Below are 22,679 nucleotides of genomic sequence, written 5' to 3' on the forward strand. Positions count from 1 at the left end.
AATTGTTACTTCCCTTTTTTGAGTTATAAATACTTGAAATAAACAAAAGCACCCCCATATTCGCCAATAGCAACCTCATCCTATAGGTCTATTGTGCGAAATTGATATTTTTTGAAAATTATATTACAATACAGCTATCAGGAGTTTAGCTCCATAAAGTTTAGGTTTGGATTTTAGATCCATAACGTGATGGTAGCCGTATTTGATACGACTACTTTTCTTTTTATCTAGCAACTGTTTCCATTTTGGAAACAACTCAAAAAATCCCCACACTCTCCATCGCCAAACTTTGAGTGTGAGGATTCAACTTTCCACCTAGCAAGCAATGGAAAGGATGATAAAAAAATACAACTATAGTTTATCATAAGTTCTACACCTTTTCAACTATGCGGGCAAGCAATCGAAAAGAAAGGACTTTTTATGATAAAAAAATACCTTACAAAAAAAGGAGAGACTAGATATCTCTTTCAAACATATCTGGGTATAGCCCCTGCTACTGGAAAAGAAAAACGCACAACAAGACGTGGTTTTAAAACCATTAAAGAGGCAAAGGCTGCCGAACGTGACCTTCTCTTAGATGTTGAAGAGAACGGTTTTTCAAACAATGAAGATTTTCAGAACCCTACTTTCGCTGAAGTCGCTGAGTTATGGCTTGATAGCTATAAAAGTACTGTAAAACCAACAACCTATCAGAACGTTAAGAAAAAACTTCGTATTATAATTGACTCATATTTTACAGATATGAAAATTCAGCAGATCAGTGTAGCTTATTGTCAAAAGGTTGCTATCCAGTTAAGTAATCGCTATATCCTATATGCCAATTACTACTCTGTAATCAGCCGTATTTTCAAGTATGCCGTTTCTCTTGACATCATTAAGTTAAATCCCTTGGACAAGATTATCAAGCCTAAAAATAGACCCTTAAAGGGCAAAGAGAACCACTATACAAAACAGGAACTAACGGAGTTTCTTAAAGTTTACAAAGTAAATTGTAAGCCAGTAGACTACACCTTTTTTCACTTGCTCGCTTTTTCTGGATTGAGAACTGGAGAAGCAATTGGCCTCATGTGGTCAGATGTTGACTTTGAAAATAAGTTGTTAAGCATTTCTCGCACGGCTGTCGTGATTGGTAAAAAACAAACTGTTCAGGATCCTAAAACCAAAAGGAGTAAGAGGGTTATCACCTTAGATGATGAAACTCTGAATGTTTTGAAACTCTGGAAACGACAGCAAATAAAAGAATATTTCCAGGCTGGTGTGCCTTACAAACGTGAATCGAATTATATATTTACGAATAGTTTCGGAGGATGGATTTCTCCTTCAGCTGTTAAAGAGAGACTTAGAAGATTCTTTTGTGAACATAAAGATGTCAAAAAAATCACTCCTCACGGTTTCAGGCACACACACGCTTCTCTCCTCTTTGAAGCTGGTATTACAGCCAAAATTATTTCGGACAGATTAGGTCACAACAATGTTCAAACAACCCTTGATATGTATACCCACATCAATGATAATCAACGTTTTGAAGTCGTTGATCAGCTCATGGATTTCATTCGCTCCAGCTAAAAGTAGAGTCGTATTCAATCTCGTATTCACTTTTGGTTGACATGCTAGAAACCCACTGATTTCAAGGGACTAGGAAGCTGTGAGCAGTTTATACCATAAATCCGCTTTCAACGATAAAAAAAGGTAAGAAAAATGAAACATTTAGAAATTGAATTGAAAACACTATTGAAAAAAGATGAATACAATCGTCTAAAAGACCAATTCACAGGTGTCACTCCTGTTCTTCAAAAAAATTACTACATGGACACACCTGATTTTGAACTGCGAGAAAAGAAAATTGCTATGCGCATTCGGACCTTTGAAGACTGGGCAGAATTGACACTCAAAGTCCCACAAAGTGTTGGAAACATGGAATACAACCAAAAATTGCAACTAAAAGATGCTGAAAACTATCTGAGCAAGAAAGAACTTCCTCAAGGGCTGGTTCTTGATGAATTGGCTAAACATGGTATCCAAACTAGTGAATGGCAGGTTCTTGGTTGTCTAACAACGCTTCGCTATGAAATGCAAACAGCTATCGGTCTCATGGCTCTGGATGAAAGTCAATACTTTGATATGACGGATTACGAATTGGAGCTTGAAGTGGAAAATCACGAGCAAGGCAAACAGGATTTCCAACAATTTTTAGAGAAAAATCAGATTTCCTATCAAAAAGCTCCTTCAAAATTGGTTCGATTTGTCAAAAGTATGAAAAATAGCTGAAATAATCTCCATTTTTTGGTAAAATAGAAAAGATAAAAATACACAGGTTCTAGTTCATATATGTAAGATAAATATCACTAGGATTTAAAAAGTTTACAGAGGACGGTCTATAATGTCAGATAGAAAAAACATGAAACTTTTCGCACTCAACTCTAACCAAGAGATTGCACAGAAAATTGCTGAAGCTGTTGGTGTCCCACTTGGAAAACTATCGTCACGTCAATTTTCAGACGGAGAAATCCAAGTGAATATCGAAGAAAGTGTCCGTGGTTATGATGTTTACATCATCCAATCAACAAGTTTCCCTGTCAACAACCACCTAATGGAATTGTTAATCATGGTCGACGCTTGTGTGCGTGCAAGTGCCCACAGTATCAACGTTGTCCTTCCATATTTTGGCTATGCACGTCAAGACCGCATTGCTTGTCCTCGTGAGCCACTTACAGCAAAACTAGTTGCCAATATGCTGGTTAAGGCTGGGGTTGATCGTATCCTGACTCTTGATTTGCATGCCGTTCAGGTTCAAGGTTTCTTTGATATTCCAGTGGATAATCTTTTCACTGTCCCCCTATTTGCAAAACATTACTGCGATAAGGGACTACTCGGTTCAGATGTTGTTGTCGTTAGCCCTAAAAATTCAGGTGTCAAACGTGCGCGTAGCTTGGCTGAATATCTTGACGCTCCTATCGCCATTATCGACTATCCTCAAGACGATGCAACTCGCAACGAAGGTTATATCATTGGTGATGTTGAAGGTAAGAAAGCTATCTTGATTGATGATATTTTAAATACAGGACGTACCTTCTCTGAAGCTGCTAAAATCGTTGAACGTGAAGGAGCTACAGAAATTTATGCTGTTTCTAGCCACGGCCTCTTCGTCGAAGGAGCTGCTGAACTTCTTGACAATACTAATATTAAAGAAATTCTTGTGACTGATTCAGTAGCAACAAAAGAAAAAACTCCTAAAAACGTATGCTACATCACTGCTAGTGAGTTAATTGGTGATGCTATCGTCCGTATCCACGAAAGAAAACCAGTCAGCCCACTCTTTGCCTACAACAAAAAGAAATAAGGTGATTCTTTGATTTATTTGGACAATGCTGCAACGACTCCTATGTCAGCAGTTGCTATTTCAGCTATGACCGAGGTTATGCAAGAAACCTATGGAAATCCTTCTAGTATTCATGCTCATGGTCGTCAAGCTGGCAAACTATTGCGAGAAGCCCGTCAGGAGCTAGCTCAGTTACTGGGGACAAAACCTCAACATATCTTTTTCACTTCTGGTGGGACAGAAGGCAACAATACTGCTATCATTGGTTACTGCCTTCGTCACCAAGAACAAGGAAAACATATTATCACAACTGCTATTGAGCACCATGCTGTCCTTGAAACAATTGATTACTTGGTTCAACACTTTGGGTTTGAAGCAACCATTATCCAGCCAGAAAATCAAGAAATCACCGCCCAGCAAATTCAAGAGGCCTTACGTGACGATACGATTTTGGTTTCTACCATGTTTGCCAATAATGAGACTGGAAACCTACTGCCCATTGCTGAAATTGGCCAAATACTCAAGCAACACCCAGCCGCCTATCATGTCGATGCAGTTCAGGCTATTGGTAAAATCCCTATACACCCAGAAGAATTGGGCATTGATTTTCTCACTGCTTCTGCCCACAAGTTCCATGGTCCTAAGGGAATCGGTTTTCTCTACGCATCTAGCATGGATTTTGATTCCTATCTTCATGGCGGAGACCAAGAACAGAAAAAACGAGCCGGAACTGAAAATCTAGCTGCCATCGTGGGTATGGTTGCAGCCCTAAAAGAAGACCTAGAAAAACAGGAAGAACATTTCCAACATGTACAAAATCTAGAAACTGCCTTTCTTGCAGAGCTAGAAGGAATTCAGTATTACGTGAATAGAGGACAACATCATCTCCCTTATGTTCTCAATATTGGATTTCCTGATCAGAAAAATGACCTTTTACTCCTTCGGCTAGATTTGGCTGGAATTTCTATCTCTACTGGCTCAGCCTGTACGGCAGGCATTGTCCAATCCAGCCATGTTCTTGAAGCCATGTACGGGGCAAATTCAGAACGCTTGAAGGAATCCGTTCGTATCAGTTTGTCGCCACAAAATACTGTTGAAGACCTACAAACCCTCGCAAAAACCTTAAAAGAAATTATCGGAGGTTAGCCATATGGCATTTGAAAAAACCATTCAGTTAAAAAATTGTCGTTACGACTACACTCTTAGCCCTTCTGTTAAAAAATTCACCCTCAAAGATAACACCTTTTTTGAGACTAAGGTTGGTAACTATGAATTGACTCGCCTTTTGGAAAAAGTGCCAAACAGCGGTGAAGGCTTCCAACTCAAAATCATCATTAACAAGGAACTTACAGGGGCTAAAATCAATATCACTGACAAGTTTGGTCTTCGTCTAGTTGATATTTTCAAATCAGAAGACCACCACATTCATCAGGAAAAATTCTACTTCCTCATGGATAGCTTGGTAGAACGTGGTGTCTTTACAAAATCAGAAAGATAGGTCCCATATGTTTGAATTGACCTATAAGGACAGCTATCATGTAGAGCGTACACTCAAGTATGAGGATTATGAAGCTCTCATGCTGGCTTTGTCAGGATGTGTGACCCTGCCAGATACACTTTATGTAACTTCTCTGACTTTTAATAGCCAGAAAATTTATCAGGGTCTGGTCGGAGACCTCTACCGTTTTCTATCACATACAGATTTTTTACATCAAAACTAAGATTTTTCTTAGTTTTTTCTTGTTTTTGTTGATTTTTTCACAATGTTTCTATAAAATAGAAGAATAGAAAGGTTATGATTTTGTGAAAGATAAACAGTTTGCTATTCCAAAAGCTACAGCGAAAAGACTCTCTCTCTACTATCGAATTTTTAAGAGATTTCATGCAGAAAAGATTGAACGTGCCAACTCTAAACAAATTGCAGAGGCTATCGGTATTGATTCAGCGACCGTACGTCGTGATTTTTCCTATTTTGGTGAACTTGGTCGTCGTGGTTTTGGCTATGATGTCAAAAAACTGATGACATTTTTTGCCGATTTGCTCAATGATAACTCTATTACCAATGTCATGCTGGTTGGTATTGGAAATATGGGCCATGCCCTTCTCCACTACCGCTTTCATGAGCGTAACAAGATGAAGATTATCATGGCATTTGACCTGGATGACCATCCTGAAGTCGGTACCCAAACTCCTGACGGGATTCCCATTTACGGAATTTCTCAAATCAAGGATAAAATCAAGGATGCCGATGTCAAGACTGCTATCCTGACCGTTCCCAGTGTTAAGTCACAAGAGGTTGCTAATCTCTTGGTAGATGCTGGTGTGAAAGGAATTCTTAGTTTTTCACCAGTCCATCTGCATTTACCAAAAGATGTGGTCGTTCAGTATGTCGATTTGACAAGTGAACTCCAAACCCTCCTCTACTTCATGCGAAAAGAGGATTAGAAAGCGAAAATCATTTTATGAAAAAACCAGTTATTGGGATAACAGGAAACGAAAAAACTCATCCAGATGATGACATCATGATGAGCTACGCAGCAAAAGGCTTTGTGGAAGGCGTTAAAGACGCTGGAGGGATTCCCATCATCCTACCGATTGGTGATCAAGAAATGGCCTGCCACTATATCAGTATGATTGACAAGCTCATCTTGACAGGTGGGCAAAATGTTGATCCAAAATTCTATGGTGAACCAAAAACCATTGATAGCGATGACTACCACCTTCAAAGAGATATCTTCGAACTAGCCCTCATCAAGGAAGCTATCAAACAGAAAAAGCCTATTTTCTCCGTCTGTCGTGGGACTCAGCTTTTTAACGTTGCCATGGGCGGAACTCTGTACCAAGATATCGAAGATCATTGGCAGAATTGTTCTGCCGAGTACACAACTCAACGCTTGGTGACAGAACCTGATACTGTTCTCCGAGAAATCTATGGAGAAATCTCCCATATCAACTCCTTCCATCACCAGAGTATCAAGGATTTAGCACCAAATTTAAAGATTGCGGCTCATGATCCTAAAGATGGTATTATTGAAGCTGTCATAAGTACGGATGATGTTGCCTTTCTCGGTGTCCAATGGCACCCAGAATTTCTATTTGAAAATCGCCCCAAAGATAAAAACCTCTTTGACTATGTTGTTAATGAACTTTAGATTAAATCTGTCTTTTCACGGTAACTAAAGTAACTAGATTGTGAGACAATCAAATGGTCCAAGAGGACAATCCCCATCAGGTCGCAGGCTTCTTTAACAATTTTAGTGACATGATCATCATTTCGGCTAGGGGCTACCGCTCCCGAAGGGTGATTGTGGACCAAGATGAGTGAAGTCGCCATATGCTTGATAGCATAGTGAAGAATCTCTCGCGGCTCAGCGATACTACGAGTTGCAGAACCGATAAAAATGGTCTGTTGATGAATGATTTGATTTTGAGTATTGAGATAGAGCGCCACCAGGTGCTCTTGTTTTTTGTCCCCCAATTCCTGTTGCATCTTCTTGGCCAACTTTTGACTGCTGAGAATACTTTCCATCTCAAGAGTCTCGTGTTTGTGAATACGATGGCCCAGTTCAATCATAGCTTGTAATTCTATGGCCTTAACACGGCCGATACCAGACAGACTCTGCAATTCCTGCAGGGTCATTTTTTTCAAATCCGTTAGGCTTGAAAGATTGCTCAAGACTTTCTGGGCAATTTCAAAAACGCTAGCTTGACGTGTTCCTGTCCTGAGTAAAATAGCTAGCAACTCTTGATTACTGAGCGCTTCAACTCCTTCCTTGGCCAGTCTTTCTCTTGGTAATAGTGAATCTTCTTGGAATGAAATACTGTACATAAAAATCCTCCTCACTTTATTATTCGTGAGAAGGATGAAAAATTAGATTTTTTTCTCAATTGGGGCCACACTAGCCAAAAGTTTTTTCAAACCTACTTCTGGGAAATTGATTTTCAATTCCTGCCTAGCACCGCTACCTGAAACTTCCAAAACAGTTCCCTCTCCCCACTTCTTGTGGAGAGCAATGTCACCAATGGACCAATTTGCCTCGCTAGAAGCTGATTTTGCTCCAGCTGTAAATTGACCAAATGGGAGACCGCTTGACTGGATAGATTTTGGGGCAGCACTGCGTTTACGGTCTTGAAGAGCCTGGGCAAGACTCATACCTTGACCGAAGGCAACCCCACCACTGCTATAAGATGCCTTAAAGCTTGTATTTGCTGGACGAGCCAGACCTTGATACTCAAGTAAGTCCGAGCTGATTTCGTTAATAAAACGAGTGGGACGGTTGTAGTTGGTACGACCAAAAAGCAGGCGCGAGTTGGCATTTGTTAGATAGAGAATTTTCTCTGCACGCGTAATTCCTACATAGGCCAGACGGCGTTCTTCTTCTAATTCATCTGGATCCTCGGCTGCACGACTAAGTGGAAAGACATTTTCTTCCATCCCAATCAAAAAGACAACTGGAAACTCGAGACCTTTGGCAGCATGCAGGGTCATCAAGGTCACTTCTGATGTCTCCTGACTACCTGAATCTGTGTCCGCAATCAAAGCCAAGTCATTTAAGAAACGACTCAGTTTGTCCAGACCAGTTTCCTCTTCTGACCCATCAGAGGTGTCATCAAAGTTTTTCGTCACAGAAAGGAACTCTTCAATATTTTCAACCCTAGCCTTGCTTTCTAAGGTCGCTTGAGCATTAAGAATATCGACATAACCTGTTTTTTCTAGGACGGACTCAACCAACTCAGTAATGCTTAACTGGTCCAGTTGCTCTCGCAAATCCAGAATCATATTGACAAAATCCCAGATAGACTGGGCTACTTTACCCTTGATACCAGACAACATGATATTGGCTGAAGCATCTAGCATAGACATGTTTTGCATATTTGCAAAGTCACGAATTTTCTCAACAGTACCTGGCCCAATTCCACGTTTTGGTTCGTTGATAATACGCTCAAAACTGATATTGTCACTCAAATTAGCAATAAGATTAAGATAAGCGATAATATCGCGGATTTCCTTACGGCTGTAGAACTTGGTTCCACCAACCATGGTATAAGGAATGTTTGACTTGAGCAGGGCTTCCTCAATAGTACGAGACTGGGCGTTAGTACGATAGAGAACTGCAAAATCCTTGTGAAGGAAGTTTTGACTCCGACCAAGTTCATCGATAGTTCTGGCTACAAATACAGCCTCATCTAGCTCATCATTGGCACGATAGTAAACGATTTGCTCCCCATCAGCATTCTGGGTCCAGAGATTCTTAGGACGGCGGTTTTTGTTGTTTTTAATGACCTCGTTGGCCGCTTGGAGAATTGTTTTAGTGGAACGGTAATTCTCTTCCAACAAAACAACCTTGGCTTGGGGATAATCTTTCTCAAAATCCAAAATATTCTGCATATCCGCACCACGCCAACCGTAGATAGACTGGTCCGCATCCCCAACCACACAAATATTTTTAAAGCGTGAAGCCAAGAGTTTGACCAGTTGGTACTGGGCATGGTTAGTATCTTGGTACTCATCAACGTGGATGTACTGAAACTTCTGCTGATAGTAGGTCAAGACATCAGGATTTTGATCAAAGAGACGCAGGGTCAGCATAATCAAATCATCAAAGTCAACCGACTCCGACTGACGCAGTTCTTTCTGATAAGCTGTATAACACTGGGACACGATTTGCGTATACATATCGCCAGCTTGGGCAGCATAAGCTACATCATCAATCAGATCATTCTTAGCATTGGAAATGGTTCCCAAAATAGTTCGTTCATTCCATTTTTTAGGATCCAAGTTCAACTGCTTGAGAATGCGTTTCATGAGAGTTCGCTGCTCCCCTGGATCTACAATAGTAAAATTGCGATTGTAACCAATATGGTCCGCATCGCGACGCAGAATACGCACACACATGGAGTGAAAGGTCGCAATCAGACAGTCCTGAGTAGCTGGATTAAGGCTATAAGCACGCTCTTTCATCTCACGCGCAGCCTTGTTAGTGAAGGTAATAGCCAAGATATTCCAAGGATTGACCAGCTTTTCATCGATTAAATAAGCGATACGGTGGGTCAAAACTCGGGTCTTTCCAGAGCCAGCCCCCGCCATAATCAACAAGGGACCTTCTGTCGTTTGCACCGCCTCAGCCTGACGGTCATTCATTCCATTTAATAATGCGTTCATCTTCTCTTCCTTACTCTTGAAGTCAATATTTCTATTATATCAGAAATCAGGGAAAATAGAAACTTTACGGGGAGTAGCAAAATATAGCGGATTGAAACTAGAATACTACACTGTAGGTTTCTAAAACACTCGACTTTTTCACTTAATTTTTTCATGAACTAGCTCAATACATCAATATAAAAAAGGTAAATTTAAGATTGGCAATACGAACGTTAAACAGAATTCCATTTCTCTTTTTAAAACCAAAACAACGATATCGTAAAACCTCTACAGGAACAATAGATTGCGACACTAAAATATTCTCCCCTAGTTTTGCTTTACTAATAGTATATAGGAGGAGAGCCCTGAATCCTAGACCCTCTGTTATGATGTGGTTACAAACAGAGTTGGAAAAAATCTTAAAGTCAGAAAAACGCATGATATCAGCCCCTAACACTTGATACAATGCGTTTTATTATGAAAAGATCTACTGGATTTTTTATCAAAATAAACTTCCAGTAGTCTTTTCAATTTTTATTAATAAGTTCCTTCTTCACCTTGGCTAGTCAAGATAACAGGTCCATCTTTCGTAATGACAAATTGGTGTTCATACTGACATGACAATCCACCGTCAATGGTCTTATGCGCCCAACCGGTTTTCATATCTGTATCGATTTCCCAGTCACCTGTATTAATCATTGGTTCAATAGTCAAGACCATTCCTTCACGGAGACGAAGTCCACGACCAGCAATACCATAGTTAGGAACCATTGGTTCTTCGTGCATGGTTGGGCCAACACCATGACCAACCAAATCACGCACTACACCGTAACCACGACTTTCAGCGTATTCTTGAATGGCTGCACCAATATCACCAATACGGTTCCCAATAACAGCTTGCTCAATCCCCTTATACATTGCTTCTTTAGTTACATCCATCAAGTTTTTCACTTCTTCGGACGGTGTACCTACAGCATAAGCCCAACAAGAGTCTGCTAAACCACCAGAATAGCTCTGAGTGTATTTCTTCATTTGCTCAACATTGTTGAAGTTTAATTTTGAGACATTCAAATCAGACTTAGCAATTGGACCTCCCAAAACCATGTCAACCTTGAGCAAATCACCATCTTTCAAGATATAGTGACGAGGGAAAGCATGAGCTACTTCATCATTAAGAGAGCAACAGGTAGCATAAGGATAGTCCATCATGGCACCGTCAACTCCAATCTGAAGCGGAAGGAAATTTTCTTCCTTACAACGACGGCGAACGTATTCTTCAACTTCCCACATATCTACGCCAGGCTTAATCAAATCACGCAAGCCAATATGGATACTTGCTAAAAAATCACCGGCCTTATCCATAGCTTCGATTTCACGAGCTGATTTTAATGTTATCATTTTTTCTCCTAGTTTCTAATTAATTTTAACGGTTACATTTGCTTTTGAAACAATCTGATGACCATGATAAATATCGTAATCAATAATAGCTGACCGTCTAGTATGGTGGATAATGCGTGCTTGAATGCGCAGTGTATCATCTATCTGAACAGCCTGCAAAAAGTAGATGAGCATCTGCTCGATAATGAGATTGCGACCACTATTCACAACTAAATCTTGGGTCATGTGAGTCAGTATCTCCGCTAATACACCATTAGCCAAAACACCGTTTTTCTCAAGCATAAAGGGTTCCACTGTAATGACGACTTCATCATGGTGATAAGCGAGTTTTTGACCAATCTGCTCAGAAAAAGTTGGTAGAGCAGAAACTTGGGAACGACTCATCTTCTCCATGACATCTCGTCGTGTCACAACTCCAAGCAAGGTTTGATTATTCCGAACAACCGGTACCATTTCAAAGTCTTCAGCAATCATCCGTTGACTCACATTGGCAATATTTGTCGATAATCCAACTAAAAATAAACTACGAGACATGACCTTGTCAATTGTGGTACTTGGTGACTTATCACCAGCATCTCTCATGGTTACAATGCCAACAACAACCTGATGTTGATTGATAACAGGAAAACGACTGCTACGATTCTTGCGTACCAAGTACAAATAATCTTTAACGGTGTCTGTCTCTCTCAGAAAACCATACTCATGACTTGGACGATAAAGCTTCTCAACTGTCAAAATATCAGTCTTGATTTGGACATTTGACAAGGCTTTATTGATCATAGTCGCAACAGTGAAAGTGTCATGCTTGCTTCTTAGAACAGGAATCCCTTTTTGATTTGCCAGTTTAAGCACATCATCATGAACATGAAAACCACCTGTAACCAAAACGGCATTTTCATTTTCCAGCGCTAGTAATTGGATACGGGTCCGGTCTCCGACAATCAAGAGTCCCCCATCATGAAGGTAGGATAGGATGTTTTGTTCAGTCATGGCACCGATAGAGAACTTACTAAATTCTCTCTCTAAACCTTCTTTCCCAGCCAGAACCTCAGAAGAAGTCACCTCTGCAATTTCAGCAAACGCTAATCTCTCTATAGCAACTTTCTGGGATTTAACACGAATTGTTCCACTTCTAGGACGGGTCTCCACAATTCCACGGTTTTCAGCTTCTTTAATAGCCCGATAGGCTGTTCCATCACTAACTCCTAGATGATTGGAAATACTACGAACACTGACTCTTTTACCTACTGGTAATTCCTCCAAATAGCTTAGAATTTCCTGATGCTTACTCATTGAACTCTCCTTTTACATACCGAAATTCAAGATAATCCCGCATTTTTCTTGTGTAACGATCACTTCCTTTAAACTGACGAATCAATCGAAATCCAGACTTAAGGGCAACCCGTTGACTTGCTTCATTTTCGAGATGGGTAATAATAGATAATTGTTTTAAATCAAATTCTTCAAAAGAAAGCTGACAAATTTTTCTAACAACCTCTGTCATAAATCCTTGCGACCAAGCATCTTTTCTCAAAAAATAGCCAAGCTCAGCTTCTTTTTTGATTTCATCTAACTTCTCAAATTTAATAGAACCAATCATTTGTTGATTTTTCTGGTCACAAATTGCCCACACTCCCAAAGGGGACTTCATAAAGTAATTGGCAAGTGCATACTGACTTTCTTCCAGACTTGCCTGCGTTGGGAAAATAAATTGAAGATTTTCTGGATTTGAAGCTACCTCGTGGAAGTCCTGATTATCACTAAAAAAGAAAGGACGCAAATACAAGCGATCCGTTTCAAAAAAAGAAAACATTGCTAATTTGGTCCAAATATTCATAAACACCTCTACGGTTTAATACTCAACAAGTCTAATATCCGCTCCTAGATTACGTAATTTTTCGATAATATCAGAATAACCACGTAAGATAAACTCGACATTGATAATTTCAGTTTGTCCCTCGGCCATCAAACCAGCAATAACTAAAGCTGCACCTGCTCTCAGGTCAGTTGCTTTAACACTGGCTCCACGTAAACTACGTCCACCCGTGTACAAAATATGACCATTTGTTGTCGAAATGTTCGCATCCATCTTTACTAGTTCAAAAACATGATTTACACGTTTTTCGTAAATCGTATCGACAATTGTACCACGACCATTCGCTCTTAGTAAAAGTGGGGTAATCGGTTGTTGCAAATCAGTTGCAAAGCTTGGGTAAGGAGCCGTCTTAATATTGATTGCTTTCAAATTAGACTGTTCCTCGACAAAAATGCTGTCTTCAGATACAGTCATTCTCACTCCCATTTCTTCCAACTTAGCAATAAATCCTTCTAGGTGTTCGTAAAGAACATTATTGATACGAATTCCTTTACCAACTGCAGCAGCTAAGGAAATATATGTTCCAGCTTCAATGCGGTCTGGAATCACCTGATGACGGGTCCCATGTAATCTTTCGACACCATCAATAATGATGATATTGGTTCCTGCCCCACGGATATGGGCACCCATATTATTCAAGAGGGTAGCTACATCAATAATTTCAGGTTCACGGGCTGCATTTTCAATAATAGTACGACCATTTGCTTTAACCGCAGCAATCATCGTATTAATCGTTGCTCCTACACTAATCGTATCCATGTAAATACTTGTACCATGAAGTCCTGTATCTTTAGCAGATAACTTCATGTTATCTCCCTCGTAGCTAACAGTGGCACCCATAGCTTCAAAAGCCTTAAGGTGTAGGTCAATCGGACGAGGACCAAGGTCACATCCTCCAGGCAAGCCAACTGTGGCTTCACCAAAGCGACCTAAAAGACTTCCATAAAAATAATAAGATGCACGAAGACTATTGATTTTCCCATAAGGCATTGGAATATTTTGAACACCTCTTGGATCAATCTCCAAGACATCGTCATAACGCTTAACAGTAGCTCCCATCAATTCCATAATTTCGACAAGACTGGCTACATCCGAAATATCTGGAACGCAATCCAAAGTCACCACATCATCAGCCAAGATAATAGCCGGAATTAAGGCCACAACACTATTTTTAGCACCACTAATAGTGATTTCACCTTGTAGTGGTAATCCACCATTGATAACAATTTTTCTCATTCTAAGTTTTCAATACTCTCTCAAGATTTCTAATAAGGTCTTTAAAATAAATTATATCATAAATGCAACCTTTTTTCCATCCTTTTCAATTTTATTGGATAAATCAGAGTTGATGAGTTAGTCACTGATACTCAATGAAAACCAAAGAGCAGATTAGGAAGCTAGCCGCAGGCTGCTCAAAACACTGTTTTNNAGTCAGTAACATATATATACGGCAAGGCGACGCTGACGTGGTTTGAAGAGATTTTGAGTATAATCTTTCTCGAAGCGCTATTACCCCTTTTTTGTCCCCTGAAATCGAGTAGGAGCTAAGACTAGCTCCCTTATCTAAGTATCGGAATACGGCTGTTCAACTAAACTTTAGAAAGAACTTCTCCCCCTTCTCTCAGTTCACAGAAGCGTTTTATACATACCGTCCTATATTTCATGAACAAGACGTTTTCAGGCTAGCATCCTATCAGACAATCTATTTTAAAGATAACCGTGACTCAGGATCACTTCTATCTGTCGTTTTCTCTTTATAGTGATAGACCTCACGGGATAAGTCGTACATCTATCCTCGTTTATACAAGATATGAGGACGTTAAAAGGTTACAGTGAAAATAGGAAATCTTAGTACGAATTCAATTACTCTCGTGCTTTATGTACTACCTTTTTGGAATTTAGAGTTCTGAGCCCCCTTATCCACTATATACACCTTACTATCACGTTCCTGTTCGTAGAGCCACGATTTCGCTATCCCTTCCTCTGACGATTCTTATTTCCAGCGTCAGACTTAAAACGATCTATCCCCAGACCGTTTTAATCCGCTACCTCACGATAGTCAGGCTTGGGAATCGCTATTTGACTCGCCGAGAACTTTGACATCAGATATACTATAACAAAGTGAAATAAGAATTAAACAATTTAATTTTGAAATCCAAATCAATTTATAACAATATTTTAGAAGATATGCTGTGCTATTCCAAATTCAGTTTGCTATATATCCAGTCGTACCACAAAATTCCGTGTCTGATGAGGCACGGAATTGTTTAGCTTCTTTACTGAGATGGATTTTCCTTTTTAGTTCGTGCCAATCTCAGAGCACGATTTGGATTGAGACGATTAAATAGTTCTTCCAATTTCTTTTCATTCCAAACGTCTGCGGCGGAAACAAAATTGCCATCCGCATCTCGGAAAGATATCGGTTTATCTCCCATACCAATCTCCTAGTCTACAAATTCAAACTCAAATTTACCAATGCGAACCAAGTCCCCATCCTTAGCACCACGCGCACGAAGGGCTTCATCAACCCCCATACCACGAAGCTGGCGGGCAAATTTCATGACTGATTCGTCACGATCAAAGTTGGTCATATTGAAGAGTTTTATGAGTTTTTCACCAGAAAGTACCCATGTCGCATCGTCATCACGACTAATTTCAAAGGCTTTCTCTTCCTCGTCAAAGCCGTAGTAAGCTTCTTCTTCCATATCTGACTCGTCATAGAGCAAGAATTCTGGTGTCTTGTCTAACAATTCAGCTGTCGCATCCAAAAGCGTAGCCAGACCTTGCTTGGTCAAACCAGATATTGGGAAGATAGCTGGTAACTCTTCAAATTCATCGTAGTTTTCAGCCAATTTTTTCTTAAATTCTTTAAGATTTTCTTGACTCTCAGGCATATCCATCTTATTGGCTACGATAATCTGTGGACGCTCCATGAGACGAAGATTGTATGACTCTAACTCCTTGTTAATGGCAAGATAATCCTCATAAGGATCACGTCCTTCGCTAGCTGACATATCAATAATATGAAGGATGACACGGGTACGCTCAATGTGACGGAGGAACTGAGTTCCCAAACCAACACCTTGACTAGCCCCTTCAATCAAACCTGGCAAATCGGCTACTGCAAAGGATTCACCTGATTGGGTGCGAACCATACCTAGATTTGGCACAATGGTCGTAAAGTGGTAGGCACCAATTTTAGGTTTAGCCGATGTGATAACACTTAAAAGTGTTGATTTCCCTACAGATGGGAATCCTACTAAACCAACATCTGCCAAGATTTTTAGTTCCAATTGTAACTCACGTTCCTGACCTGGTTCTCCGTTTTCAGAGATTTCAGGTGCAGGATTTTTTGGTGTCGCAAAGCGGATGTTTCCACGTCCACCACGACCACCATGGGCTACAATAAATTCTTGACCGTGTTCAATCAAATCTGTCAAGACCTTGCCTGTCTCATCATCACGCACAGTCGTACCTTGTGGCACTCGAACTCTAAGGTCCTCAGCTCCACGACCATGCATCCCTTTGGTCATTCCTTTTTCACCAGAATCAGCCTTGAAATGACGATTGTAGCGGAAATCCATGAGGGTACGTAGACCTTCATCTACAACGAAGACTACATTACCTCCACGACCACCGTCACCACCCCAAGGACCGCCATTAGGGACATATTTTTCACGGCGAAAGGCAACCATGCCATCACCACCATTACCAGCCTTGACCTTGATCTTGGCTGTATCTAAAAACATACTCATTTTTTCTTCTCACTTTAAAAAAGGGCTGGGAAATCCCAGTCACTAAATTTTCTTGAATCTATTTTATAGATTACTGAGGGCACCAATTGCAGTTGCAAAAATTCCCAATAAACTTGCTACTAGCATGATAATCACGATAAACAAGGTTATTTTCTCAAACATAGTTTTTTTACGATTTCCGTTATCTCCAAATGCCATTTTTCTCTCCTTCGTTACATTCTATTTTCTATTATCTTAGCATGAATTCAGCTAGTTTTCAATAGTCAGTTGCTACAGGCGCAATAATCCACAAAATGATATAAGCTACAATTCCCGCTCCGTAACAGCAAGCAAGGACACCCCAAATGACTCGAACGATAGTTGGATCCATATCTAGATAATAGGCCGCTCCAGCACAAACACCCGCAATCTTTTTGTCACGCCCACTTCTCATTAATTGTTTTTTCATACTGTTCCTCTTTCTATTCTTCATGGTCTTTCCAATAATCTCTTATGCTGATTAACTGTGTTTTTGAAGCCTTCAGCATGCGTCTAGAGCCTTTTACCGGTACAGCGACCACCTTTTGCGGAAGATACAAAACTGTCTTAAAGATACGCTGACTGACCGTATCATCTTTAGCCAAATCTTTCTGGAAATTATTTGAAATAATGGCATCCAGATAAAACTCATGCACTCGTTTCCCAAAGTTCTCAGCTGAAATCTCGTACAATTTCTCTGATAAGGTATGCTCATTCATGTCTGGTGTTGCAATCAGGGCCTCCAGAATAGCTCCAGCCAAATCATGTTCACCGTAATATAAGGTTCCAAACATTTTATCACTGATAAGATTGTCCAGATAAGGATTTCCATGAGCAATGACAGGCGTCCCACTAGCCAAGCTTTCCAAGTAGGTCAAACCTTGCGTTTCACTTGTAGACGCTGAAATAAAGAAATCTGCTGCCTTATAATAAAGAGCCGTCTCACTAGGAGCAATCATGCCTGTAAAGATGACGGAGTCTTGAATCTCTAGTTTCTGGGCTTGCTCTTTGAGGTTATCCAGATAAGGGCCATCCCCAGCTACCACCAGTTTAACCTTGTCTTCTTCTTTCAGAACATCTGCAAAAGCTGCTAGTACTGCTTGAATATTTTTTTCATAGGAAATTCTGGAAAGACTAAGTAGCATCTTTTCATCATCTTGAATCCCTAGTTTACTACGCAGTTCTTTCAAATTTTCCTGCTTGATTTCCGGACGCTCAAACTTGGCTAATTCAATCCCAGTTGGAATGACCCGTTTTTCAACCTTAACCTTATAGTCAGATAGCAAGTCACGGACAATCTCACTCGGGCAAATGACTCCATCCACATCATGTAAAAAACCTCTAACCAAATACTTGACCATACTAGGACGAATCAGCAAACCCTTGGCAATATAATGCACATAGTCTTCATACTGGGTGTGATAGGTATGGATGACTGGAATCTTCAATTCACGCGCAATCCAAATCCCCAACAAGCCAAGAGAAAATTCTGTCTGAGTATGGATAATATCAAGTTGATATTGTTTAGCAATTTCAAGCGCCTTGCTAAAACCTCGATAGGCAAAGCGGCGATCCTTAAAAGCAAAGAAGGGAACACTTGGAATGCGGATAATTTGCCAATCTTCATAGCGATTGACATCCTTATCTGTCGTCGTAAAGATAAAAACAGCATGTCCCTGCTTTTCAAGTTCTGTTTTCAAGGTTCGAATACTGGTCGCAACACCAGAAACCTGAGGAAAATAGGTATCTGTAAATAAACCAATTCGCATAGATTACCTCACTTTTTACTTTCTCCCTAAAGCGGCTTGTTTCTCATAAAAGTCCAACCAGATTTGTAACAGATGCTCTTCAGAATACTCTCTGGAAATATTCTTAGCCTTTTCTTTGAGGTCTTTTAAGGCAGCAGGATTTGCTTGATATTCCAAAATAGCCTCTTTCATCTCTTCTCTACCCGCTGTCGCCCGATAATTTCCCTCCAAAATCACCTTATAAAGATCCAAATCACGCAACATAATAGGAGCTTCACAACTAGCAGCCTCTAAAATCGTCATCGGGAAGAGCTCATTGTAACTAGGCAACAAGAAAAGGTCCGCTAGGGCATACAATTCGCGCATCCGCTCTGGTGACACAATACCTGGAAACATCAAATTTTCAGGTGGATTTTCCATGATTTTCTTGTAGCGTTCATAACCATCTGTCATGCCACCAAAAGAGAAACCACCCGCCCAGATAAAGGTAATCTGAGGCAATTCCTCAGCCAGACGGATAAAGTCATCAATCCCTTTACGTTTCTGAACTTGACCAGCACCTATTACGATAAACTGATTGTCACTAAGACCTAGCTCTGTTCGCAGTCTGACTACCTCTTCTTGTGGAAGTGGATGCCATTTTTCCTTGTTGACAAAGTTAGGGATATAGGTCACTTTCTCACGTGGAATACCAGCTGTCACCAAATCCTCGATAAACATAGGATTGACCACAACCAAGTGCTCCATCCGGTTGTAAAAAGAAAATACATAGCGTTTCACAATTCCCTTTAAGAAAAATGGAATTTTCAAACTTCCCTCAAGTGTATCAGGTAAGAAATGCACATAGCCAATCTTTCTCCCTGAGCGTTTCTTTTGGAATGTTGATAAATAATAGGGGAAATCAATGGTATGAAAGTGAGTCACATCTGCCTCGATTGGAATATTTTCTGTAACAATCAATTGGTCTTTGGCATCACGGTGAAGAAGACGAACTAATTCACGGTAAGCACCTGAAACTCCTTGTCCTGCTACTTTCTCACTTGAACTCAACATATTGATGCGTAATTTCTTTTTTTCCATAACTACTATTATATCATTTTCTTTGAATAAAATCAGCAAAAGAAAGGAGAGACTAGAGGAAAAGAAGGGGAAATTTCCTCATTTTCCAATGGTCTCTCACATGTTTTTATCTGTTTACTTAATGCCTAGGGCAATGCGTGCATAGCGACTCATTTTTTCAACAGTCCAGGCTGGATACCAAACCAATTTGACCTCAGTATCAGTTACTTCTGGAACCTCTGTCATGGCATCATAAATCTGGTCCGTCAAAAGGTCTGCTAGGGGACAACCCATAGTTGTCAACGTCATATCAATCTCTGTTTGCCCTGTGTCGCCGTCAAAACGAATCTCATAGATCAAACCAAGATTGACAATATCGATTCCCAACTCAGGGTCGATGACTTCTTCCAAGGCTGTTAAAATGCGTGTTTTGATGTTTTCAATTTGCTCTTCTGTATAAGCCATATTTATCCTCACTCTTAGTCTTCAATAAAATCACGAAGCGGTTTGCTGCGACTTGGTTGACGTAGTTTTCTCAAAGCCTTAGCTTCAATCTGACGGATACGCTCGCGAGTCACGTTAAAGACTTTCCCCACATCTTCAAGGGTGCGCATTTTTCCATCATCTAGTCCAAAACGTAGACGCAGAACATTTTCTTCACGGTCTGTAAGAGTATCCAAGACCTCATCCAACTGCTCACGCAAGACGATACGAGTTGTATAGTCCACTGGATTTTCAATCACTTCATCTTCGATAAAGTCTCCAAGGTGGCTATCATCCTCTTCACCGATTGGTGTTTCAAGAGATACTGGTTCTTGAGCAATCTTCAAGATTTCACGAACCTTATCAGGAGTCATATCCATACGTTCAGCGATTTGCTCAGGTGTTGGATCTTGACCTAATTCTTGAAGGAGATTCCGCTGTTCACGAACCAATTTATTGATGGTTTCAACCATGTGAACTGGGATACGGATGGTACGAGCTTGGTCCGCAATAGCACGAGTGATAGCCTGACGAATCCACCAAGTTGCGTAAGTTGAGAACTTGAATCCTTTAGAATAATCAAACTTGTCAACCGCCTTCATCAAACCCATATTTCCTTCTTGAATCAAGTCAAGGAACTGCATACCACGACCGACATAGCGTTTGGCAATAGAAACAACCAAACGAAGGTTGGCTTCCGCAAGGCGTTGTTTAGCTTCGATGTCACCCGCTTCAACAGCCAGTGCTAACTCTTTTTCCTCTTCATTGGTCAAGAGAGGAACGACCCCGATTTCTTTCAAATACATACGGACAGGGTCATTAACCTTAGCAGAAGTTGACCCAATCAAGTCCTCATCGCTGAGTTCTGGTTCTTCTTCATTGCTAAGAACACGCGCACTTGGATTTCCTTCATTATCTGTGATAGAAATTCCTGCATCTTGAATCCGTTGCAAGAGATCTTCAATCCCATCAGCGTCCAAGGTAAAAGGAACGACAAGACTAGCATTGATTTCATCATCTGTTGCTGTCCCTTTTTGCTTATGATTACGGATAAATTCTGCTACTTGTACGTCAAATGTTGTTACTTCTTTTTGTTTTGTTGCCATTATTACTCCATTCTTCTCTTTTGTGAAATTAAACGTTCCAATTCTTCTAAGGCTGTGTCGGTATCTCCTACATGGCTAGCTTCCTGCACCTTCTTTTTGATTCTCATATTATCCTGATTCAAGAGAGCCTTGTTTCGAGTCATTTCTACTTCACTAAGTTCCTGAGGTGACATCTCAGATGGTAAATCCTGAGCTAAGACTTGGTACCAAGCTCTTTCAACTTCCTCTGTCTGTTCTGCTAGAACTTCTGGAGGAAGATTGCCATACTGTCCAAGCAAGTCATATAAGACCTGAAATCCAGGTGTATCAAATGCAAAATCTTCTCGCAAGCGGTAATCGTTCAAAACAAGAGGGGATTCCATCATTCGATAAAGTAGATGGGCTTCTGCCCTCATAATAGCGGATAACTGCTTGGTGACAGGCATGGTGATTGGCGTCGGTCTGGAAATTCCTTCCATGCGATTCTGCCTTTGCGCCTGACGACTCTCATTAACAATCTGCTCAATCTGAGCATAATCAAAGGATGCCAGACTGTCAGCTAAAATATGAATATAGCTATTTTGAGCAGTGATAGACTTTTCTTGAACAATCAAGGGAGCTATTTTTTCAATAAACTCAATCTGAGCCTGTAGATTTTCACTATTTTCAGGCTTGTACTGGTGAATGTAGAACTCAATCGGACTAATACGAGTTTTCGTTAATAGATAGGCCAATTCTTCTGGACCATTTTTTTGTAGATACTCATCCGGATCCAAGTTATCAGGCATGCTGACGATTTGCACAGGTATATCACCAATTTCGTCCAGCGCTTTCAATGTCGCAGCTTGCCCAGCCTTATCGCCATCGTATACCAGAACTAACTTCTTGGTTAACCTTTTCAGATGCTCAACATGCTCACGACTCAAGGCTGTTCCCATGGACGCCACAGCGTTTTCGATTCCAGCCCGATAGGCTGCGATGACATCCATGAACCCTTCCATCAGGTAAATCTCACTGGCTTTACCAGAAGATTTTTTTGCCCTATCCATATGATATAATTCGTAACTTTTGTTAAAAATTGCAGTCGAACGGCTATTTTTATACTTAGAAGTTTGTGAATCCGTTTTCTGCCAGATACGACCTGAGAAGGCAATAACCTTTCCCTGATCATTTGTCAGGGGAAACATAATCCGATTGTGAAAGGTATCTACAAATTGATTAGCATCCGATAGATAAAACAGTCCCGAATCCAAAAAATCCTCTTCACGATATTGACCAGACAAACGTTGATACAGATAGTTTCGTTCTGGAGGTGATAAACCAATCCGAAAATGCTTGAGCACTTCATCTGTCAAACCACGCTGATAAAGGTAGTTTCTGGCCTCTTCGCCCATGGTCGTTGTCATGAGAATAGCATGATAAAATTTGGCAGCATCTTCGTGCATATCATAAAGAGCTTGGTGAGGAGAAACTGGCTTCTGTTCACTATAAAGCGGTTTTTCAACCTCAATCCCAACACGCTGACCTAAGATTTGGACAGCCTCCATAAAGGGAACCCCTTGGTACTCCTCGATGAATTTAAAGACATCACCCGAGCGACCACAACCAAAACAGTGGTAAAACTGCTTGTCCTCTACAACATTGAAAGAAGGTGTTTTTTCACCATGAAAAGGACAGAGCCCTAGATAGTTCCGTCCTGCCTTTTGTAAAGAAATCACATCTCCTATGACTTCCACAATGTTGGCATTGTTTTTGATTTCTTCAATGACTTGTTTGTCAACCATACACAATACCTC

Annotated in this window: 23 protein-coding genes; 8 read left to right on the forward strand and 15 right to left on the reverse strand. The window is 40.5% G+C overall.

Annotated elements, in window-relative coordinates; translation table 11 throughout:
* Nucleotides 1-420: 420 nt before the first annotated feature.
* From HT691_RS03020 to HT691_RS03055, 8 genes are all read left to right on the forward strand, one after another.
* Entirely contained in the window at nucleotides 421-1,566 is a 1,146-nt protein-coding gene (locus tag HT691_RS03020; RefSeq protein ID WP_172925246.1) for a site-specific integrase, read from the forward strand.
* A gap of 132 nt (nucleotides 1,567-1,698) precedes the next feature.
* On the forward strand, nucleotides 1,699-2,268 hold the full coding sequence (locus HT691_RS03025; protein WP_138705931.1) for a CYTH domain-containing protein: 570 nt from the start codon (nucleotides 1,699-1,701) through the stop codon (nucleotides 2,266-2,268).
* A gap of 112 nt (nucleotides 2,269-2,380) precedes the next feature.
* Nucleotides 2,381-3,340 carry a ribose-phosphate diphosphokinase gene (locus HT691_RS03030; RefSeq protein ID WP_001283810.1) on the forward strand — a complete coding sequence of 320 codons (960 nt, stop codon included), beginning with the start codon at nucleotides 2,381-2,383 and terminating at the stop codon, nucleotides 3,338-3,340.
* A 9-nt stretch (nucleotides 3,341-3,349) separates the two neighbouring features.
* Complete coding sequence (locus tag HT691_RS03035) at nucleotides 3,350-4,465, forward strand: cysteine desulfurase family protein (protein WP_050222844.1); 1,116 nt, start codon at nucleotides 3,350-3,352, stop codon at nucleotides 4,463-4,465.
* Between the two features lie 4 nt (nucleotides 4,466-4,469).
* A complete protein-coding gene (locus tag HT691_RS03040) occupies nucleotides 4,470-4,817 on the forward strand; it encodes a DUF1831 domain-containing protein (protein WP_000863540.1) in 348 nt (115 codons plus the stop codon).
* Between the two features lie 7 nt (nucleotides 4,818-4,824).
* A complete protein-coding gene (locus tag HT691_RS03045; RefSeq protein ID WP_000462493.1) occupies nucleotides 4,825-5,040 on the forward strand; it encodes a DUF4649 family protein in 216 nt (71 codons plus the stop codon).
* A gap of 82 nt (nucleotides 5,041-5,122) precedes the next feature.
* The gene (locus HT691_RS03050) at nucleotides 5,123-5,764 is read left to right on the forward strand and encodes a redox-sensing transcriptional repressor Rex (protein WP_000653403.1); all 642 of its coding nucleotides are present in this window, start codon (nucleotides 5,123-5,125) and stop codon (nucleotides 5,762-5,764) included.
* Between the two features lie 17 nt (nucleotides 5,765-5,781).
* On the forward strand, nucleotides 5,782-6,471 hold the full coding sequence (locus HT691_RS03055; protein WP_023932671.1) for a gamma-glutamyl-gamma-aminobutyrate hydrolase family protein: 690 nt from the start codon (nucleotides 5,782-5,784) through the stop codon (nucleotides 6,469-6,471).
* Here HT691_RS03055 and radC read toward each other — a convergent pair.
* The 15 genes from radC to dnaG form a co-directional block, all read right to left on the reverse strand.
* Nucleotides 6,468-7,148 (reverse strand): DNA repair protein RadC, encoded by a 681-nt coding sequence (radC, locus tag HT691_RS03060; RefSeq protein ID WP_000286927.1) that lies wholly within the window; start codon nucleotides 7,146-7,148, stop codon nucleotides 6,468-6,470. The genes HT691_RS03055 and radC overlap by 4 nt on opposite strands.
* A gap of 42 nt (nucleotides 7,149-7,190) precedes the next feature.
* Nucleotides 7,191-9,482, reverse strand: a complete 2,292-nt coding sequence (gene pcrA / locus HT691_RS03065) for a DNA helicase PcrA (protein WP_023932674.1) — start codon at nucleotides 9,480-9,482, stop codon at nucleotides 7,191-7,193.
* A 516-nt stretch (nucleotides 9,483-9,998) separates the two neighbouring features.
* Nucleotides 9,999-10,859, reverse strand: coding sequence for a methionyl aminopeptidase (locus tag HT691_RS03070; protein WP_000631540.1), 861 nt, complete (start codon nucleotides 10,857-10,859; stop codon nucleotides 9,999-10,001).
* A gap of 15 nt (nucleotides 10,860-10,874) precedes the next feature.
* Nucleotides 10,875-12,152, reverse strand: coding sequence for a CBS-HotDog domain-containing transcription factor SpxR (gene spxR, locus HT691_RS03075; protein WP_000033818.1), 1,278 nt, complete (start codon nucleotides 12,150-12,152; stop codon nucleotides 10,875-10,877).
* Nucleotides 12,145-12,696 (reverse strand): GNAT family N-acetyltransferase, encoded by a 552-nt coding sequence (locus HT691_RS03080; protein ID WP_001028719.1) that lies wholly within the window; start codon nucleotides 12,694-12,696, stop codon nucleotides 12,145-12,147. Before HT691_RS03080 ends, spxR begins: the two co-directional genes overlap by 8 nt.
* Nucleotides 12,697-12,711: 15 nt before the next feature.
* Nucleotides 12,712-13,971, reverse strand: coding sequence for a UDP-N-acetylglucosamine 1-carboxyvinyltransferase (locus HT691_RS03085; protein WP_001227095.1), 1,260 nt, complete (start codon nucleotides 13,969-13,971; stop codon nucleotides 12,712-12,714).
* Nucleotides 13,972-15,011: 1,040 nt separating this feature from the next.
* A complete protein-coding gene (locus tag HT691_RS03090) occupies nucleotides 15,012-15,170 on the reverse strand; it encodes a hypothetical protein (protein WP_001808548.1) in 159 nt (52 codons plus the stop codon).
* 9 nt (nucleotides 15,171-15,179) lie between these two features.
* The gene (obgE, locus tag HT691_RS03095; protein WP_172923184.1) at nucleotides 15,180-16,490 is read right to left on the reverse strand and encodes a GTPase ObgE; all 1,311 of its coding nucleotides are present in this window, start codon (nucleotides 16,488-16,490) and stop codon (nucleotides 15,180-15,182) included.
* A 63-nt stretch (nucleotides 16,491-16,553) separates the two neighbouring features.
* Nucleotides 16,554-16,688 (reverse strand): DUF4044 domain-containing protein, encoded by a 135-nt coding sequence (locus tag HT691_RS03100; protein ID WP_000863859.1) that lies wholly within the window; start codon nucleotides 16,686-16,688, stop codon nucleotides 16,554-16,556.
* 58 nt (nucleotides 16,689-16,746) lie between these two features.
* A complete protein-coding gene (locus HT691_RS03105) occupies nucleotides 16,747-16,923 on the reverse strand; it encodes a PspC domain-containing protein (RefSeq protein WP_031222823.1) in 177 nt (58 codons plus the stop codon).
* 28 nt (nucleotides 16,924-16,951) lie between these two features.
* The gene (locus tag HT691_RS03110; protein ID WP_023932681.1) at nucleotides 16,952-18,277 is read right to left on the reverse strand and encodes a glycosyltransferase family 4 protein; all 1,326 of its coding nucleotides are present in this window, start codon (nucleotides 18,275-18,277) and stop codon (nucleotides 16,952-16,954) included.
* Nucleotides 18,278-18,292: 15 nt separating this feature from the next.
* On the reverse strand, nucleotides 18,293-19,336 hold the full coding sequence (gene cpoA / locus HT691_RS03115; protein ID WP_172921662.1) for an alpha-galactosylglucosyldiacylglycerol synthase: 1,044 nt from the start codon (nucleotides 19,334-19,336) through the stop codon (nucleotides 18,293-18,295).
* Nucleotides 19,337-19,450: 114 nt separating this feature from the next.
* Entirely contained in the window at nucleotides 19,451-19,780 is a 330-nt protein-coding gene (locus HT691_RS03120; protein ID WP_000331929.1) for a metal-sulfur cluster assembly factor, read from the reverse strand.
* Between the two features lie 14 nt (nucleotides 19,781-19,794).
* The gene (gene rpoD / locus HT691_RS03125; RefSeq protein WP_000201906.1) at nucleotides 19,795-20,904 is read right to left on the reverse strand and encodes an RNA polymerase sigma factor RpoD; all 1,110 of its coding nucleotides are present in this window, start codon (nucleotides 20,902-20,904) and stop codon (nucleotides 19,795-19,797) included.
* Between the two features lie 2 nt (nucleotides 20,905-20,906).
* The gene (dnaG, locus tag HT691_RS03130; protein WP_172923185.1) at nucleotides 20,907-22,667 is read right to left on the reverse strand and encodes a DNA primase; all 1,761 of its coding nucleotides are present in this window, start codon (nucleotides 22,665-22,667) and stop codon (nucleotides 20,907-20,909) included.
* Between the last annotated feature and the right edge of the window lie 12 nt (nucleotides 22,668-22,679).

The organism is Streptococcus sp. 477 (assembly GCF_013277295.1).
Lineage (GTDB): Bacteria > Bacillota > Bacilli > Lactobacillales > Streptococcaceae > Streptococcus > Streptococcus pseudopneumoniae.